This is a genomic window from Crossiella cryophila (assembly GCF_014204915.1).
Lineage (GTDB): Bacteria > Actinomycetota > Actinomycetes > Mycobacteriales > Pseudonocardiaceae > Crossiella > Crossiella cryophila.
The window spans coordinates 6679642-6697503 of sequence record NZ_JACHMH010000001.1 but is presented as its reverse complement, the minus strand read 5'-3'; the positions used below and the strand labels follow the sequence as shown (position 1 = coordinate 6697503).

Sequence of the window (17862 nt, the reverse complement as noted above, 5' to 3'; positions counted from 1 at the left end):
CCTGCGGCGGGGTGGGTGATTCTCCTGGTTTTCCTACCCGCCCCGCCCTATCGTCAGCACGGTTGATCACCGCAGGTGGTGAACCAGTGACGGACGGCGAGTGTCCGGCTGCCTGGGGGACAGGCATCCTTTGACGGGGGAGACAGTGGCGGCACCGGTCGATGACCTGTGCGTGGGTGTCCTCGGGCCGGTCCGCGTGCTGGCGGGCGCCCAGGAGCACGCGCTCGGCCCGGCCCGGCAGCGCGCGGTCTTCGCCGCCCTCGCCGCCTGCCCAGGCAGGCTGATCCCGCGGGCCGACCTGATCCGCGCGGTCTGGGGCGAGTCACCCCCGGTCAGCGCGATGGGCAGCGTCTACACCTACGTCTCCGGCCTGCGCCGCTGCCTGGGCGAACACGCCGGCCTGCTGGCCTCCACCGAGGTCGGCTACGCGTTGCGGGTGCGCCCGGAACAGGTGGACGCGGTCGCCTTCGACCGGTTGCGGCAGGCCGCGGACCGGCGGGCGGCGGGTGATCCGGCCGGCGCGGTGGCCGACTACGACGCGGCACTGCGGTTGTGGCGCGGCGAGCCCTACGGCGGGATCCCCGGTCCCTTCGCCGAGGCCGAACGGGCCCGGCTGACCGAACTGCACGTGCTGGTGCGGGAACGCCGGGCCAGGGCACTGGTCGCGCTGGGCGCGGACCCGGAGGTCATCGCCGACCTGGCCGCGCTGGTGCACGAGCACCCGCTGCGGGAGTCACCGCGGGTGGCGCTGCTGCGTGCGCTGGCCGCGGCCGGGCGCCGGGCCGAGGCACTGGCGGTCTACCACGACGGCAGGCAGTTGCTGCGGGCCGAACTCGGCGTGCCGCCCGGTCCGGAACTGCGGCAGGCCTACCAGCGGTTGCTGGAATGCGACGGCGAGGCGGTGCCCAGGCGGGCCCGGCCGCCGCTGCTGGGCCGGAGTGCCGAACTCGCCCGGCTGCGCGCGCTGCTCAGCACACCTGGCGCGCACGGCGGTGGGCGGGCGGTGTGGGTGGAGGGGCCGGCCGGGATCGGGAAATCCGCGTTGCTGGCCGCCGCGCTGGACCGGGTCGCGGCCGCCGGGCGGCTGGTGCGTCAGGTCGGCGTGGACGAGTTGGACGAACTCGACGTCGAGGCGTTGTGCGCGCGGGCGCCGCTGGTGCTGGTGCTCGACGACGCCGACCGGACCGCGGCGCCCTCGGCCTGGCGGGAGCTGGTCGCGGCCACCGCGCGGCTGCCGCTGGTACTGGTCGGCGCGGGCCGCTCCGGACGGCCCGCTCACGGCGCGCGGGCGGCGGTGACCGAGCACGGGCATCCGGTGCTCACGGTCGGACCGCTGGGCGCGGACGGGGTCGCGGAACTGGTGGGCGCGGTGGCCGGGGCCCGGCCGGGACCGACGCTGGCCCGCCTCGCCGACTGCGCGGGCGGCAATCCGCTGTACCTGCGCGAGCTGATCCAGGCCGTGCTCGCCGCGGGTGCGCTCAGGGTGGCCGGGGAGATCGCGGAGATCGACGAGACGGTGCCGTTCGCCCTGCCCGCCGCGCTGGTGGCGGTGGTGCGCGGGGACCTGGCCTGCCTGGGTGAGCCGGTGCGGGAGTTGCTGCGCTGGGCCAGTGTGCTCGGCGCGGAGGTCTCGGTGGCCGAACTCGCCCTGGTCACCGGGCGCGGGCCGGCCGAGCTGGTCGCGCTGGTGGAGCAGGCGGTCGCGGCCGGGGTGCTGGCCGATGTCCGGGGTGCGCTGGAGGTCCGGCCCACGTTGATCCGCGAGGTCGTCTACGACGCCATCCCCGCCGCCACCCGCACCCGGATGCACGCGGGTGCGGCCAGGGCGCTGGCCCGCGCGGGTGGCCTGCTGGACCGGGTGGCCTGCCAGCTGCTGGCGGTGACGCCGATCGAGGCCGGGTGGATGATCGACTGGCTGGTGGCGCACGCCGCCGAACTCGGTCACCGGCTGCCCGCGCAGGCCGTGGAACTGTTCGGCCGGGCCCTGCACGGCGCCGGCGTGCGGGGCGCGGACCGGGAAACGCTGACCGCGACCCTGGTCCAGGTGCTGTGCACGCTGAACCGGGACTCCGAGCGGCAGGCCAAGGAGGTCATCGCGGCCACCGGTGATCCGGACCGGGCCGCGCACATGCGTCAGCTGCTGGCCGCGATGCTGCACGGGCGCGGCGAGACCGGCTCGGCCAGGCAGGTGCTGGCCGCCGGACTCGGGCAGCCGGGCACCCCTGCGGTGTGGCGGGTGCGGCACCGGGTGCTGCTGGCCAGGATGGACCGCGGTGCGCTGACCGATCTGGCCGCGGCCGAGGACCAGGCGGTGGCCACCCACGCCGCCGCACTCGGCGCGGGTGATCACGCCTTACGTGCGCACGCCCTGCAGACCCTGTGGCACGTGCACTCGCTGCGCCGGGACCACGCGATGGCGCTGCGCAGCGTGGACGAGGCGCTGGCGGTGGTCGGCGGCCGGGCCGAGCTGGCCGGACTACGGCTGGACCTGCTGGACAACCGGATCTTCTCGCTGCACTGCCTGGACCGGCTGGCCGAGGTGCCGCCCACGCTGGCCGCCGCCCGCGGCCACACCATGGCCGCGCTGCCCATCGAACTCCAGATCACCGCCGCCGCCCAGTACTACTGGCAGGGCCGCTGGGCCGAGGCCCGCGCCGAGCTGGAGTCCTTGCCGGCCAACGGTGGCGCGAGTCTGCGTGAACCGGGGCGGCTCGGCCGGAACTGGCACGGACTGGTCGCGCTGATCGCCTGCCGCCAGGACGACCGGGCGCGGGCGGCGGCCGGGCTGGCCTTGCTGGCCGAGGCGCCGCCAGGGGAACTCGAGTGCCCGGACTTCGCGCTGGCCGCGCTGGCGCTGGCCGCCGAACAACGCGGGGAGCCACGGCGGGCGGTGGCGGTGCTGGCCAGACTGCTGACCGACCGGGACCGGCCGGTGCTGCCCCGGCACCACTGGCTGCCCGACCTGGTCCGGCTGGCCATGTCCCTCGGCGACCGGGCGATGGCCAGGGCCGCCACCACCCGTGCGGCCAGGGAGGCCGAGGCCGAGGTGCAGCCCGCGGGTGGGTGGGCGGCCTGGCAGCGCTGTCAGTCGCTGTTCACCGGTGATCCGGAACCCGCGCGGCTGGCGGTGGCGCACTACCGAACGGTCGGTAGGCGGGTGGAACTGGCTGCCGCGCTGGCCGAGCTGGGCGGGGTGCACGCGGCGGGTGGCCGGTCCGAGGCGGCGCGGGCGGCGCTGGCCGAGGCGGTCGAACTGCACCGGTCTTTCGGGGCGCACTGGGATCTGGGCGGGCTCACGGCCCGGCTGGCCCGGCTCGGTGACCCGCCCGCGGCGGCGGGCGAGTCCGGGCGCGTCAACCCCTGGTCAGGGCTGACGGCGGTGGAGCAGCGGATTGTGCGGGGTATTGCCGATGGCGAGTCCGACAGCGTGATCGCGGACAGCCTGGCGGTTCCGCCACGAGTGGTCGAGGCTTACCTCAAACGGGCGCTTGGCAAATTGCGGATCGCGACTCGCAGTGAAATCCGCGAACTGGTGCGGCAGGATAACCAGCGCGGAAGACAGGCGAGTGACCGTCAGATGAATCCAGAGCGGAGCGCGTAAGCCACCGCGTGCGCGCGATTGCGTAAACCGAGCCGGGTGGTCAGCTCGTAGATGATGTTGTTCACGGTCCGTTCCGAATAGTCCAGGCCCTCCGCGATCTCCGCGGTGTCCAGCCCCTCGGCCATCAGCCGCAGCACGGCCAGGTCCCGGGAACTGAGTCCGGACAGGGTCAGTCCGTTCGGTGTGAGCACCTCCCGGTGTAATCGCTCGACCTCGCGCAGCACCTGGCCGAGCAGGTCCGGCGGCAGCACCGCGGCCCCGCCCGCCACCGCGGAAATGGTCTCCATCAGCCGATCGCCGCTGGTGGAGTGGCAGGACAGCACCGCCATCACCCGGCATTCGATCATGGCGAGCAGGTCCACGCTGCGCAGGTCGCCGGTCAGCAGCACGATCGGCGCCGGGTTGCCCGGCAGGCCCCGGCGCATGGCCGCCAGCACCTCCGAGGTCACCCGTTCGGCGGCCAGCACGGTGACATCGCAGTCGCCGGGGGGTGGCCCCGGAACGACGGTCAGCTCCGCGCTGGCGTGCAGGAAATCGGTGAGTCCGGCCGCCATGATTGGGTCCCAGGCGTGCCCGATCACTCGAATGGACCGTTGAGTGGAGTCGGTCGCGGTATTAGACACACACGCAGTATGGGTCTGATGTCTTCATAACGACTTTCCACGGTGTCCCGATCCGGACAACCTGGGGTACGGTCTGCGCGCGGATCCGTCGGAGCCCCTTAATAACGGCGTGATCTGAACAAAGGAGCGGGGATTGATGACGACTGGTCCGATCGCGTCCGGGATCCGGGCGGAGCTGCTGGGACCGGTCCGCGCCTGGCGGGACGGCCGGGAACTGGACCTGGGCTCGGCCCGCAGGCGGGCGGTGTTCGCCATGCTGGCCCTGCGGCCCGGACAGGTGGTCTCCAGGGACGAGCTGATCGAGGGCGTGTGGGGCGCGGCGGCGGCAGGCGCCCCCGAGGCCGGGCTGCACGCCTGCGTGTCCGGACTGCGCCGGGTGCTCGACCCCGGCCGGATCCGGTGGTCGGCGGGGGAGGTGCTGCTGTCCGCGGGCTCGGGTTACGCGCTCCGGCTGGACGAGCACGCCTGCGATGTCAGCCGGTTCGCCCGGCTGTGCGGCCAGGCCAGGGTGAGCGCGGACCGCGGCGAGACCAGGGCTGCGCTGGTCTCGGTGAGCACCGCGCTGGACCTGTGGCGGGGCACCGCGCTGGACGGACTGGACGGGCCGTTCGCCGCGGCCCAGCGGGACCGGCTCGGCGAACTGCGGCTGGCCGCCAGGGAACTGCGGGCCGAACTGCTGCTGGCCGAGGGCGAGGTGGATCAGGCACTGGCCGGGCTGACCGGGCTGGCGCCGCTGCACCCGCTGCGCGAGGGCCTGCAACTGCTGCACATGCGGGCCCTGCACCGCGCGGGCCGGCTGGACGAGGCGGTGGCGGTCTACCAGCGCACCAGGGCCCGGCTGGTGGACGCGCTGGGCATCGAACCGGGGCCTGGACTGCGCGCGTTGCAGGAAACCCTGCTGGCCCAACGGGCCGGCGCGGCCGGATTGGTCGGCCGGGCCGCGGAACAGGCCGCGCTGGCCGCCCGGCTGCGTGCGCTGGCCGGTGGCCGCGGCGGCACGCTGTGGCTGACCGGCGGGCCCGGCTCGGGCGCCACCGCGTTGCTCACCGCGGCCCTGGCCCAGGCGCCCTGGTGCACCGCGCACCGGGATCCGGCCGATCTGCCCGGCACCGGCCCTGCCGTGCTGGTGCTGGACGAACGGCGGACCGGTACGGCCGCGGCCCGCTGGCGGGAACTGTTGCCGCGCACCAGGGATCGGCCGCTGCTGCTGATCGGGATCGGTCGCCAACCTGGTCAGGGGGCAGACGAGGTGATCCCGGTGAAAGCGCTTACCTCGGCGGAGTCGGCCGAGTTGCTGGCCGGGGTGCTCGGTGCCGAACCGGGGCTGTCGCTGTGCGAGCTGAGCGCGTACACCGGCGGGAATCCGTTGCTGCTGCACGAGTTGGCCGAGTTGCTGACCCGGCACGAGCTGGTCCGGCCGGAGGACGGCATCGCCGAACTCGCCGAGCACGCGCCCGCCCGGCTGGCCGAGGTGCGGCAGGAGATCATCGCCCGCAGGCTGGCCCTGCTCGATGAGCGCACCCGCCAGGTGCTGACCAGGGCGACCCTGCTGGGCCGCGAGTTCGGCCTTGGCGAACTCGCCGTGCTGCTGCGCACCGCGGGCGCCACCCTGCGGCCCGCGCTGGCCGAGGCCGGGGACGCGGGCCTGATCCGGGTCAGTGGGGAGCGGGTGGCCTTCCGGCAAGACCACACCTTCGCCGCGCTGCACCGGAGTGTGCCCTCGGCGGTGCGGGCGAGTCTGCACCGCCAGGCCGCCCAGGACCTCGACCACGCGGGCTGGCCCGCACACCTGGTGGCCGGGCAGTTGCTGGCCGCCGGCGAGCCGGACGGCTGGGTGATCGACTGGCTGTGCGCGGCGACCGCGGGCGCCGAGGCCCCGGTGGAGGTGGTGCGGCTGCTGGAACACGTGGTGCGCAGTCCGGCGTTGCGTGGCCCGGCCCGGCGGATCCTGCGCGCGCGGCTGATGTGGTTGCGGCTGTGGGAGGAGGAGGACGAGATCGCGGCACACGCCGCGCTGGCGCTGACCGGGGACGCCGCGGTCGCCGCGGAGCTGGGCCTGGTGCTGGATCGCGGCGGTAACGGCAGAAACCGTGAAGGAGCACCGCGCACCGTGGTCTGGTCGCCGCCCGGAGGCCCCGCACGGAGGAAACGTGGACCGCGTCCTGATCGCAGTGTGTTCCCGCACCATGCTCACCCTGCCGGGCGTGACCCGGTTGCTCAGCGCGGAACCGGAATTGGAGGTGGTCGGCCCGGCCCGGATCCGCGCGGCGCAGGTGGCGCTGGTGGTGGCCGAGGAGGTGGACGTGGACACCAGGGAGATCCTGTTGCGGGTGCGCCGGTCCAGCCCGGCCCGGCTGCTGCTGGCGGTCAACCGGCTGACCGAGGCCGACCTGCCCTGGCTGGCGCGGACGAAGGTGGCCGCGGTGCTGGAGCGCCGCGAGGTGGACACCCCGACCCTGGTAGCCGCGATCGCCGCCGCCCGGCACGCCCCGGAGTCCCCGGAGCGGCTGGCCGCCGGTCTGCGCGCGCGGCTGGCCGGGGGCGCGGTGCCGGCCCAGCGCGCTCGCGCGGACGTCCCGGTGCGGCTCGCGCCCCGGGAACGGGATCTGCTGGAACTACTCGCCGACGGTTACGGCACCGCGGAGATCGCCCGCCGGTTGCGCTACTCCGAGCGGACCGTGAAGAACATCGTGCACGGCCTGCTCAGCCGGTTCGAGTTGCGCAACCGGACGCACGCGGTGGCCTACCTGCTGCGCGCCGGGGCGCTCTGAACCCGCGCCAGCGCCGCCCGCACCACCGGCGCCAGCTCCGGCGCCGGGTGGCGGGCGAGCCAGTCCGCCAAGGTGCCAAGGTGACTGCCCAGCCGCGGATCCACCGGCAGCACCGGCAGTTCCCCGGCCAGCACCTCGCCGGTGTGACCGTCCACTGTGACCAGCAGCCCGGCCAGTCCGGCCAGCACGTCCGGTCCGCAGCCGACCACGCACGGCCTGCCCAGTTCCCGGCTGACCACGGCGGCGTGCGAACTCGACCCGCCCAGCCCGGTCACCACCGCGGTCGCGGCGATCATCCCGTGCACGTCGGCCGGATCGGTGGTCGGCCGGGCCAGCACCACCCGGTGCCCGGCGGCGGCGAGTTCCTCGGCCTGGTCGGCATCGGGCACCACCCGGCCGGAGCCGATGCCCGGCGCGGCCGGGGTGCCGGTGGCGAGCAGTTCCGCACCGGCCCGGCCGATGATCCGGGAGCCGGTCAACGCGGTCACGTGCGCGGGCCGGATCCGTTCCAGGGCAACGGGAATCGACAGTACCCCGGACTCGACCAGGCCGATGGCCAGCGGCACCATCGCCGCGTCGGACCGCTTGGCGGACCGGGTCTGGAGCAGCCACAGACGTCCACTTTGGACGGTGAACTCGATGTCCTGGACATCCTGGTGCGCTCGCTCCAGGAGTGCCGCCGCGTCGAGCAGTTCCCGGTGCACCGCGGGCAGTTCGCGGGCGAGGTCGGCCAGCGGACGTGGTGTGCTGCGACCGGACACGACCTCCTCGCCCTGCCCGCGTGGCAACCACTCGCCCAGTGGATCCGGTTCGCCGGTGATCGGGTTGCGGCTGAACAAGACCCCGGAGCCGGAGCCGGGGCCCAGGTTGCCGAACACCATGGCCTGCACGGTCACCGTGGTGCCGCCGTGCTCGCCGAGTCCGCGATGTGCCCGGTAGGCCCTGGCCCTGGGTGACATCCAGGATCGGAACACCGCGGCGGCGGCCAGGTCCAGCTGCGTCCAGGGGTCCGGTGGTGGTGGCGAGCCGGTGATCTGCTCGAACTGGGTGCGGAACCGTTCGGCGATGTCGGTGGCGAACGCGTTGCCGCCCAAGGTGATCAGGCCGGGACGAGTGGAATCGGTGACGCCCAGGTTCAGTACCGTGTCCATCATGCCCGGCATGCTTTCCGCCGCGCCGGAGCGTACCGAGACCAGCAGTGGCCGAGTCGGATCGCCGAAGCCGCGGCCTGTTTCCCTTTCCAGTAGCCGGATTCCGTCTCGCAGCTGGGTGCTGTCGGGATGTGTCAGGACGAACGCGGGTGGAACCGGTAGGCCGAGGGCGCGCATTCCGTTGATGCCAAAGGCTTTGCCGCCGATGTCGGCGCGGGTGGCGGTGGCGGTGCCGTCCAGCCGGAGCATCAGGCCCGCCCCGCCTTCGCCTCGGCCAGCCGGGTCAGGCCGAGCAGGGACATCAGGTCGTCGTGCAGCTCGAACCAGACGGTGTGGTAGCTGTCGATGGTGGGTTTGGCCAGCCAGTCCAGGTCACCGGCACGCAGTTTGTCGGCGGCGTGGCTGAGGCGGGGTGCGTAGCAGGACAGGCGCGGTGCTTCGGCGGCGATGGTCTGGGCCAGGGGGAGGGCCTGGTCGTGCAGGTCGAGGAGTTGGGGCAGCGCGGAGGTGTCGCCGGACTGCCAGGTTGTCATGATCGACTTGAGGTTGTCGTTGAGGGCGCTGAAGCAGTGGTAGAGCTGGGGGAGCAGGGGGCTGGCGAGGTGGGTGCGTTCCTCGGTGAGCAGGGCGGCGGTGTGCTGGCGTCCGGCGGCGGTGAGGCGGAGGGCGCCGGAACGCTGGAGGGCCCAGCCCTGGGTGAGGATCCGGGGGAGGGAGGTTTCGGCGTTGGGGATGAGGTGGGGGAGATCTGTTGCGGGGCAACGGCCTTTGAGCATGAGCAGGCGGAGGAGGGGGAGGTCGGCGAGGAGGGGGTTGTTGCCAGGGATCGCGGGGGCGGGGGTCGGCTCGGAGGTGTAGGCAGAGGGGGAGGGGGAGCTTGGCTGGGCGGCGGTGTGGGGCGGCCCGGCGGTGGCGGAGCTTGGCTGGGCCGCGGCGGCTGCGTTTGGCTCGGCGGTGGCGGGCTCGGGCTCGGTGGTGGCGCGGTGTCGCACCGTCACGATTCCCGCGGCTCCGTCCACCCGCAGCCAGTCACCGGACCGCAGCACCACCGTGCCCGTCCCGGTCCCGATCACACACGGCACGCCCAGCTCCCGCGCGATGATCGCCCCGTGGCTCATCGGGCTGCCCACGTCGATCACCACCGCACCCGCGATGCCCAGCGCGGGCGCCCAACTGGGATCCGTGGTCGCGCACACCAGCACCTCGCCCGGTTCGACCAGGTCGCTCTCCCCGGCGTCGAGGACCACCCTGGCGCGGCCCTCGGCCAGGCCGCCCGCACCCGCCTGGCCGCGTAGTTCCCTGATGTCCTCGGTGCTCGCCACGGCCAGGGGAATTGGCTGGGCTGGGCCGGTCCAGCGTTCGGGCAGGCGGACCGTGCGCAGGCGCCGGCGCTGGGCTCGGCGGGACTTGACGGTCGCCGCCACGTCGGCCGGCACCTGCTCGACGATTTCGGCGACGGTGAGCTGGAAGACCTCCTCCGGGTCGCCGAGCACCCCGGCCCGCACGAGTTCCCGGCCGCGGGCGCGGGCGGCGTGCCGGGCGGCGTCGACGGCCTTGAGGAAGTTGGCCTTGCTGATCTCGCGCAGGGGGTTGAACGTGCGGGCCAGTCGTAGCACCAGCCGTGCGCCGGACCGGCTGCGTCGGGGCAGGGCGGCGAACAGTTCGGCCTCGGCGGCGGACCGGTCGGTGCGACTGACCGGGGGTGGGGCGGTGCGGTAGGTCTCGATCATGCGGTGCAGGGGGGTGGGGTCCTCGCGCCAGGAGTGGGCGGAGATCTCGCCCGCGCCGGGGCCGTGGAAGCCGTAGGTCGCCAGGACCGGGTCGAGCGGGAGTCGGCCGTGGGCCACCGCGCGGAGTTGTTCGACCAGGCGGGCTTCTTCCAGGTCGCCGTCGCCGGCCAGCAGGTGTAGCTCCAGGCCGGGGAGACCGGCTTTGGTGGTGAGGTCGCGGAGGCGGTCGAACAGGGCGGGGCCGACCATGGCGGAGATCATGTGTGCCCGCAACGCGTGCGCGGTCACCCGGCTGGCCTCGACGAGGGCTTGTTCGGGGCGCCCTGGCAGGTCCAGGTCGGTGGTCACGGCGGTGCGCCACCACTGGTGGATGTGCCGGCTCAGCGCGGCGAGGCGGCGGGGGAAGCGGGCCACCGTGGTAGGGGCCTTGGTGAGTACGAACGGCAGGCGCCGCAAGCCGTTGGCGCGCGGGATGCCGGGGCGGGCGGTGCCGAAGAGCTGGCGTTCCATCGCGTCGCCGGAGGTGCCGGGGGTCAGATCTGCCATGCGGCGCAACACATCCAGGTTCGCCGCGTACCTGCCGGCGAAGACCCCGGAGATCCGCTCGTCCACCTGCTCGGGCAGACGGACCTGTCCGGCGGACAGCACGCCCAGGTCGTGGAAGGCCGAGCGCAGGCCGATCTCGCAGACCGGCAGCCAGAACGAGGCGCCCAGTGGGGTGAGCACGCCGGGCATGGCCTCGGCGGCGTTCGTGATGGTCCAGGCGGTGTCCGGACCGCTCTGGTGCTCGAGCACGTCGGGGTCGGTGAGCAGGGTGAAGCCGGGCAGGGTGGGCTCAGACGTTGACATGGCGTCGTCCTTCCGCCGGGCGCGGCCGCACCCCGTCGTGGGTGGCCGCGCGGATGCCGAAGAGGGGCTCGGTGACCCGTCTGCCGTTGGAGACACCGAGATCGCAGTAGCCGGTGCGGCCGTCGGGGGTGCGGGCGTGGCAGACCGTGTCGACCTCGATATGGCTGTGCGCGTTGAAGAACCAGCCGTCGACGGTCTCGATCTCCAGGCTGAACTCGCTGCCGTCGGCCAGCCACATGCGCAACCGGCCGCCGCGGTGGGACAGGCCGTCGGACTCCTGGAACACCACGATGTCGATCCCGGTGGCGGCCAGCCCTCGGCCGTCCCGCCAGAGCGTGCCCTGGGACAGGAACCGGCCGTCGGTGCCCTGCATGACGGTGGCGGAGAAACTCAGATCCGGGCCGAGGCTGCCGATCACCCACCGGTGCGAGACGATCAGCGACCAGTCCCGCGGACCCCAGCTGTGGTCGCGCACGCAGAACGCGTCGATCTCGTGCGTGTGCCCGGCCAGGGTGAGCCTGCCGCGGACCCGGCCGTGCGTTTCCAGGTGGTCGCGCACCGTGCCGTGGCCGACGGATTCGAGGCGTTCGGGTGGGTAGACCGAGGTCATCGGGGCGAAGTCGTCGGCGATGAGGTCCAGGTCGAGGTCCGGCTCGGTGATCCGCAGCCGCATCCGGCCGTCCGGGTCCAGGGTGAAGGTGTGCGTGTCCAGGCCGAACACCGGAACCGACCGATCGGTAGGCAGCAGTGCGACCCGCTCGTCCCGGCGGAAGCGGTGCCCGGGGGTGAGCACCCCGCACCACAGTTCGCCCCGGCCCTGGTTGACCTCGTGGCCGAGCCGGTGGAAGCCACCCAGGCCGCGGTCCGGATCACCCCACAGCAAGACCAGGGACTCCTGCCAGTCCGGCTCCGGACCGGGCTCGTGCGCGAGTTCACTGGAGATCAGCTCGATACGTCTGGGATGGGGCATCTGGCCTCCGCCTGTCTCGGGTCGGCCGAGACAAGCACGGCAAACCCGCAGGCAGACAGGCCAGGACCGGGAAACGGCCCGATCCCGCAACGGCGTCGGCCGACCCGGGCAGAGATCGCGTCGAGGTGTTGACCGGCCGCCGCCGGGTAGCGGCAGTGTCAGGGGCGCGGCACCCCGGACAGACTGAGGACAGGCCGGGTACAGAAGGCCGTGGCGTGCTGTGCGCAGTCCACGAGGGAGGTGTGCGCATGCGGCGCACCCCGGTCCGGGCCCGGCTCGGGCTCGCGCTACCGCAGTACGGCCACTTCGCCGATCCGGCGCTCACCCTGGAGGTGGCCGCGGCGGCCGAGCAGATCGGGTTCGACAGCCTGTGGGTCTCCGACCGGCTGCTGCTGCCGTTGCTGCCCGGCGAGCACCACCCCGGTCCGCACGGCGGCTTTCCCCCTGAGCACGGCAGTTTCCTGGACCCGCTGACCCTGCTCACCCTGGCCGCCACCGCCACCAGCTCGGTCCGGCTGGGCACCAGTGCGCTGCACGCGCTCTGGCAGCCGCCGGTGCTGCTCGCCCGCACCCTGACCACCCTGGACCAGCTCAGCGGCGGACGGCTGGACGTGGGCATCGGACTGGGCTGGTCCAGTGATGAGTACCAGGCCGCCGGGGTGCCCTGGAGTGGCCGGGGCGCGCGGCTGGAGGAGACCCTGGACGTGCTGGAGGCGGTGTGGACCGGGGATCCGGTCGAGCACAAGGGTCCACTGTGGACAGTGCCGCGGTCGACTGTGCCTGCCAGGCCGCGGCAGTCGCCCCGGCCGCCGTTGCTGCTGGCCGGTTCCACCCCGCGCGGACTGCTGCGGGCGGCCCGGCGGGCGGACGGCTGGCTGGCCGCGGACCTGCCGCTGCCCGCGCTGGCCGCGACGGTGGACCTGGTGCGTGCCCAGACCGAGCGGTTCGGCCGGGACCCGGCGGTGTTCCGCACGCCGTTGCGGATCACCCCGCGGCTCACCGCGGACCAGGCCGATCCCTCGATGCTGCCCGGCCGCGGCACCGTCGAGCAGCTCACCGGCTACCTGCGCACCGCCTTGGCCGACAGCGTGGACGAGGTGATCCTGGACCTCCAGCTCACCGCGGGCGGCCCGGCCGAACTCCTGGACCTGGCCGGGGAGTTCCACCGCGGGTTGCGCGACTGACTCAGGCCAGCGCGGTCAGCGCGGTGGCCACCGGCCGCTCGGGCAGCCGGGCCCGCAACGCCACCAGCGCGGGCATGGTCTCCGCTGCCAGCACCGTGCGCAGACTGGCCAGGGCCAGCCGGTCGGTCACCGTGTCCAGGGTCTGCCCGGCCAGCGCGGCCCAGTGCTCGTGGTCCTCGCTGAGCAGGGCCAGCTGCGCGGCGGCCACCACCGAACGCACCGGGTAGGCCCGGCGCTGCTCCCAGGCCCGCTGGAACGCCTCGGTGGCCGCGGCCAGTTCCCCTGCCGCGCGGTGCAGCAGGCCCTGCAGGTTGGCGGCCGCGGCGAGCAGGTCGTCCATGGCCAGGTCCTCGGCGACCCGCCGGACCCGGACCAGGGTGGCCGCGGCCGTGCCGGGGTCCTCGGTCAGGTCCAGGTAGGCCAGGCGCAGTTCGGCATAGCTGTGCTTGACCGGCGAACTGCTGGCCAGCGCGGCGTCCCTGGCCTGGGTCCACCGCTTGCGCGCCTGGTCCAGGTGCCCGGCGTGCTCCTCGGCGTCGCCGAGGCGGAGCTGGGAGTACACGATGCCGAAGTCGTCGCCGATGCTCTCGGAGAAGCCCAGCGCGGCCAGCGAACTGGCGATCGCGGCGGCCACATCGCCGTCCTGGCGGTGCTTGTCCGACCACACCCCGTCCAGCGCCGAGCGCAGCCACGGATTGCCCGAGGCCGACACCCCGGCCTCGGCCGTGCGCAGGCAGGCGTCGGCCTCCTCGGGATCGCGCAGCCGCACCGCGATCCAGGCCACCGTGATCGGGGTGTCGGTGATGACCTCCGGGTTGGCGCTGGACTCGTACACCGCGCGCAGGCGTTGCACCTCCGGCCACGGATCGGCCAGTGTCCCGCTGGAGACGCCGAGGAAACACCGCCAGCCAAGGGCCAGGGTGAACGGCCGGTCCGAATCCGGCTCGGGGCGCTCGTCGTGCGCGGCCACCGCCCTGGCCAGCAACGCGCTGCCCTCCACCTCGCGGCCGCTGATGTAGAAGAAGTAGCCGAGCATGCCCAGCAGCATCATCGCCCGGTTGGCCGCGCGCTGTTCCAGCAGCCAGGCCGCGGCCGCGCGGATGTTGGGCAGTTCGGCCAGCAGCCTGGTCATGAACTGCCGTTGCCGCGGTGATTGCAGGCCGATGTATGCCTGTTCGGCGAGTGCGTACATGGCCTCGGCGTGCCTGCGGCGCAGTTCGGCCAGCCGCCGAGGGCAGTCAATGGCCGACCAGGCGAACTCGCGCACCGTCTCCAGCATCCGGAACCGGGTCCCGGCGCCGTCCCGGACCGGCACCAGCAGTGACTTGTCCACCAGCCGGGCCAGCACCGCCATGACCTGCCCGGCAGCAGGCCGCTCGTCGGCGCAGACCCGTTCGGCGGCGTCCTGGTCGCAGCCGCCGGGGAAGACCGACAGCGCGGTGAAGACCCGCCGCTCCCGCTCGGGCAGCAGCTCGTAGCTCCAGTCCAGCACCGTGCGCAGGGTGTGGTGCCTGGCCGGTGCGCCGCGGCTGGTGTTGTCCCAGGAGCGGAGTCGCTCGTCCAGTCCGGACTCGATCTCGGCCACGCTGAACAGCCGGGTGCGCGCGGCGGCCAGTTCCACCGCCAGCGGCAGGCCGTCCAGCCGGTGGCAGACCCGGTGCACGGCCGCGGTGGTGTCGGCGTCGGCAGGCAGGTCGGCGGCGAGCAGCCCGGCCCGGTCCCGGAACAGGGTGACCGCCTCGGCCAGCTCCAGCGGGGCCAGCGGGACCAGGTGCTCGCCGTCCAGGGCCAGCGCCTCCCGGCTGGTGGCCAGCACCCGCAGGCCGGGGCAGCGCTCCAGCAGGGTGCGCACCACGGTGGCCGCGCTGTCCACCACGTGCTCGCAGTTGTCCAGCACCAGCAACAGATCCCGGCCGCGCAGGTAGCCGATCAGCCGCTCCAGCCCGGCCGGACTGGCGTGGCTGCCCGTGCCCTCATCGGGCAGCAGCACCGAGCTGACCGCCTCCAGCACCTCCCCACCCGCGGGCAGCGGGGCCAGTTCGACCAGCCACACCCCGTCGGCAGGCCCGCCCAGCCGCTGCCTGCCCGCCTCCAGCGCGGTCCTGGTCTTGCCGACGCCACCGGGTCCGGTGAGGGTGATCAGGCGATGCCGGTCCACCAGCGCGGCGATCCGGGTCAGTTCGGCCGTGCGTCCGATGAACGCGCTGAACGGATGCCGCAGGTTCCCGTTGGCCGGACCCGGCGCCGACCGACCGGTAGGCAGGGGCGCGCGCAGCACCGCCAGGTGGCGTTCCTGGAGTTCGGGCGAGGGGTCCACGCCCAGCTCCTCGGCCAGGTGCGCGCGCAGGCCCGAGTAGACGGCCAGCGCCTCCGGCTGGCGGCCGGACTGGTGCAGGGCGAGCATCAGTTGCCCGGCAAGGCTTTCCCGCAGCGGGTACTCGGTGGTCAGCGCGGTCAGCTCGGGGATCAGCGCGGCATGCCTGCCCAGGCCCAGCTCGGCCGTTGCCACCGCCTCCACCGCGGTCAGCCGCAACTCGGTCAGCCTGGCCCGTTCCGGTTCGGTGAAGGCCAGATCGGCGAGATCGGCCAGCGCCGGTCCGTGCCAGCAGGCCAGCGCGGCCCGCAGGGTGGCCGCGGCCTCGGCCTGCCTGCCCGCGGCGAGCTGGCCGCGACCCCTGGCCAGCGCGGTGCCGAACTCCTCCACGTCGAGTTCGCCCGGCCGCACCACCAGCCGGTAGCCGCCGTGCTCGGAGTGCAGCCGGGGTTCCGGATCGGCGGCGGCGAAGGCGGTGCGCAGCTTGGCGATCTGCAGGTGCAGCGCGTTCACCGGGTCCTTGGGGTTCTGCCCGGCCCACACCGTGTCCAGCAGTCGGCGTTGACTGACCGCGCCCGGCCGGTCCAGCAGCAACAGCGCCAGCAACGCCCTGGTGCGCTTGCCGGGCAACGCGAGTGCGGCGCCGGTCGGGCCGAGCACGGAGACGGGGCCCAGCAGGCGGAAACGCACCCGCGCAGTATCCGCGCCGGGTTCGGCCTGCCGCCAGTGCACATCCGGGTCAGGCCTTGATCCACCGGGTGGCGTAGGCACGTTCCGGGTGATCCTGGATGCTGAGGGCATGGCACGTAAGTTCCAGGTGGTTGTCGACTGCCACAACCCGGACCGGATGGCCGCTTTCTGGTCCGTCGCGCTCGGCTATCCCATCCAGAGACCGCTGGACGGCCACCGGAGCTGGCTGGAGTACCAGCTGGCCAAGGGTTTCCCGGCCAACGAGCACGCCAGGTTCGCCGCGATCGCCGATCCGGACAGCGGCGACCGGGTCTGCTTCCTCGGTGTGCCCGAGGCCAAGGACGGCAAGAACCGGCTGCACCTGGACATCCAGGCCACCGCTCCCGGTGACGCGCTGCCTGCCCGGCAGGCCAAGGTGGACGCGCTGGTGGCCGAGCTGCGCGGGCACGGCGGATCGGTGTTGCGCACCGGCCGGGAACGCGGCCAGTACTTCGTGACCATGGCCGATGTGGAAGGCAACGAGTTCTGCGTGCACTGACGGTCCACCCCGATCCGCTGGCCTGCGCCGTCCGGCGCGCGGGCCGGCGGCTGTTGCCGTTCATGGCGCTGCTGTTCTTCGTGAACTACCTGGACCGGGTCAACGTGGGCATCGCCGCGGTCCGGATGAACGCCGATCTCGGTTTCAGCGCAACGGTGTTCGGCCTGGGCGCCGGGCTGCTCTTCGTCGGCTACACCCTCTTCGAGCTGCCCAGCAACCTGGTCCTGCGCCGGGTGGGCCCCCGCCGCTGGATCGCGGTGATCACCCTGGGCTGGGGGATCTGCGCCGCGTCCACCGCGTTCATCCAGGACGAGACCGGCTTCTACCTGCTGCGCTTCCTGCTCGGCATGTGCGAGGCGGGTTTCCTGCCCGGCATGATCCTGTACCTGACCGAGTGGTTCCCCCGGCGGCAGCGCGGGCGCTACACCGCGCTGTTCATGCTCGCCGTGCCGGTCACCGTGGCCATCGGCACCCCGATCTCCACGGTGCTCATGGACGTCAACGCCTTCGGCCTGGCCGGCTGGCGGTTCATGCTGCTGGCCGAGGGCCTGCCCGCGATCCTGCTCAGCGGCCTGGTGCTGAAACTGCTGCCGGACCGCCCCGAGCAGGCGAGGTGGCTGCCCGCCGAGGAGACCGCCGCGCTGCGGGCCGCGCTCACCGCCGAACAGGCCGAGATCAGCACGCACGGCAGTGGTTCGCTGCGCGCGGCCTTCCGGGACGGCCGGGTCTACGTCATCGCGCTGATCGGCTTCGGCATCAGCGGCGGCCTGTACGCGCTGACCTTCTTCCTGCCGCAGATCGTGGCCGGTTTCCGCACCGGCCCCGGCGGCCCGTCCACCTACGCGATCGGCCTGATCACCGCGATCCCCTCCGCACTGGCGGCGGCCTCGATGTGGTTCTACGCGCGCAGATCCGACCGGGCAGGCGAACGGATCCGGCACATCGCGCTGCCGCTGATCCCGGCCGGGCTGGCACTGGCCGCCGCGCTGTACCTGGATTCGCCGGTGCTGGTGATGGCGGCGATCACGGTCACCACGGTCGGCGCCTTCATCACGTTGCCGGTGTGGTGGCAGCTGCCTGCCGGAATCCTCACCGGTCCGGCCGCCACCGGGGGTATCGCGCTGATCGCCTCGCTGGCCAATACCTCCGGTTTCCTGGCGCCCTACCTGACCGGCTGGCTCAGGGATCTCACCGGTGACTACCGGTCCGGCATGCTGGTGATCGCCGCCTTCATGCTCATCGCGGCCGCCGCCACCCTGTCGCTGGGTCGCACCGCGGCCTTCTGCGGCACATCCGGGACACCGTGATCGCGGTTGGTTGTCCGGGCGGACCGGCTCCGCCAGGGTGGTGAGCAGTAGCGCGCAGGCGGCTGCCGCCGGGCGGATGGTCGAACTCCGCATCAGGTCGCCCAGACTTCGAGCAGGCATCCAATGAGCCTGGC

12 protein-coding genes and 1 pseudogene are annotated in these 17862 nt (G+C 73.5%); 6 read left to right on the top strand and 7 right to left on the bottom strand.

Annotated elements, in window-relative coordinates:
* Positions 1–145: 145 nt before the first annotated feature.
* Positions 146–3601 (top strand): BTAD domain-containing putative transcriptional regulator, encoded by a 3456-nt coding sequence (locus HNR67_RS29260; RefSeq protein WP_185005404.1) that lies wholly within the window; start codon positions 146–148, stop codon positions 3599–3601.
* Here the strand turns inward: HNR67_RS29260 and HNR67_RS29255 are convergent.
* Positions 3574–4155: a helix-turn-helix transcriptional regulator gene (locus tag HNR67_RS29255; protein WP_185005403.1), complete on the bottom strand. Its 582-nt coding sequence runs from the start codon at positions 4153–4155 to the stop codon at positions 3574–3576. The two genes, HNR67_RS29260 and HNR67_RS29255, sit on opposite strands and share 28 nt — an antisense overlap.
* A gap of 205 nt (positions 4156–4360) precedes the next feature.
* Between HNR67_RS29255 and HNR67_RS46750 the strand changes: the two are divergent.
* Positions 4361–5065, top strand: a pseudogene (locus HNR67_RS46750) (AfsR/SARP family transcriptional regulator); the annotation flags it as partial.
* Here the strand turns inward: HNR67_RS46750 and HNR67_RS29245 are convergent.
* Entirely contained in the window at positions 5041–5412 is a 372-nt protein-coding gene (locus HNR67_RS29245; protein ID WP_185005402.1) for a hypothetical protein, read from the bottom strand. The pseudogene HNR67_RS46750 and the gene HNR67_RS29245 overlap by 25 nt on opposite strands.
* A 45-nt stretch (positions 5413–5457) precedes the next feature.
* Positions 5458–6333: a hypothetical protein gene (locus HNR67_RS29240; protein WP_185005401.1), complete on the bottom strand. Its 876-nt coding sequence runs from the start codon at positions 6331–6333 to the stop codon at positions 5458–5460.
* A gap of 41 nt (positions 6334–6374) precedes the next feature.
* Here HNR67_RS29240 and HNR67_RS29235 point away from each other — a divergent pair, with 41 nt between their 5' ends.
* The gene (locus HNR67_RS29235) at positions 6375–6995 is read left to right on the top strand and encodes a helix-turn-helix transcriptional regulator (protein ID WP_185005400.1); all 621 of its coding nucleotides are present in this window, start codon (positions 6375–6377) and stop codon (positions 6993–6995) included.
* Here HNR67_RS29235 and HNR67_RS29230 read toward each other — a convergent pair.
* From HNR67_RS29230 to HNR67_RS29220, 3 genes are read right to left on the bottom strand one after another with little or no spacing between them, the layout of a single operon-like run.
* A complete protein-coding gene (locus HNR67_RS29230) occupies positions 6968–8395 on the bottom strand; it encodes a pyruvate, phosphate dikinase (RefSeq protein WP_185005399.1) in 1428 nt (475 codons plus the stop codon). The genes HNR67_RS29235 and HNR67_RS29230 overlap by 28 nt on opposite strands.
* On the bottom strand, positions 8395–10725 hold the full coding sequence (locus HNR67_RS29225; protein ID WP_185005398.1) for a PEP-utilizing enzyme: 2331 nt from the start codon (positions 10723–10725) through the stop codon (positions 8395–8397). The genes HNR67_RS29230 and HNR67_RS29225 overlap by 1 nt, the downstream gene beginning before the upstream one ends.
* Positions 10712–11695, bottom strand: a complete 984-nt coding sequence (locus HNR67_RS29220) for a DUF7065 domain-containing protein (protein WP_185005397.1) — start codon at positions 11693–11695, stop codon at positions 10712–10714. The genes HNR67_RS29225 and HNR67_RS29220 overlap by 14 nt, the downstream gene beginning before the upstream one ends.
* Positions 11696–11943: 248 nt before the next feature.
* On the opposite strand from HNR67_RS29220, the gene HNR67_RS29215 reads away from it, so the two are divergent.
* Positions 11944–12879: a TIGR03619 family F420-dependent LLM class oxidoreductase gene (locus HNR67_RS29215; protein ID WP_185005396.1), complete on the top strand. Its 936-nt coding sequence runs from the start codon at positions 11944–11946 to the stop codon at positions 12877–12879.
* Position 12880: 1 nt separating this feature from the next.
* On the opposite strand, the gene HNR67_RS29210 is transcribed toward HNR67_RS29215, so the two are convergent.
* On the bottom strand, positions 12881–15883 hold the full coding sequence (locus HNR67_RS29210) for an AfsR/SARP family transcriptional regulator (RefSeq protein ID WP_185005395.1): 3003 nt from the start codon (positions 15881–15883) through the stop codon (positions 12881–12883).
* Positions 15884–15992: 109 nt separating this feature from the next.
* Between HNR67_RS29210 and HNR67_RS29205 the strand changes: the two genes are divergently transcribed.
* Both HNR67_RS29205 and HNR67_RS29200 read left to right on the top strand, forming a co-directional pair.
* Entirely contained in the window at positions 15993–16421 is a 429-nt protein-coding gene (locus HNR67_RS29205; protein ID WP_185005394.1) for a VOC family protein, read from the top strand.
* A 62-nt stretch (positions 16422–16483) separates the two neighbouring features.
* Positions 16484–17728: an MFS transporter gene (locus HNR67_RS29200; protein ID WP_185005393.1), complete on the top strand. Its 1245-nt coding sequence runs from the start codon at positions 16484–16486 to the stop codon at positions 17726–17728.
* The last annotated feature ends 134 nt before the right edge of the window (positions 17729–17862 follow it).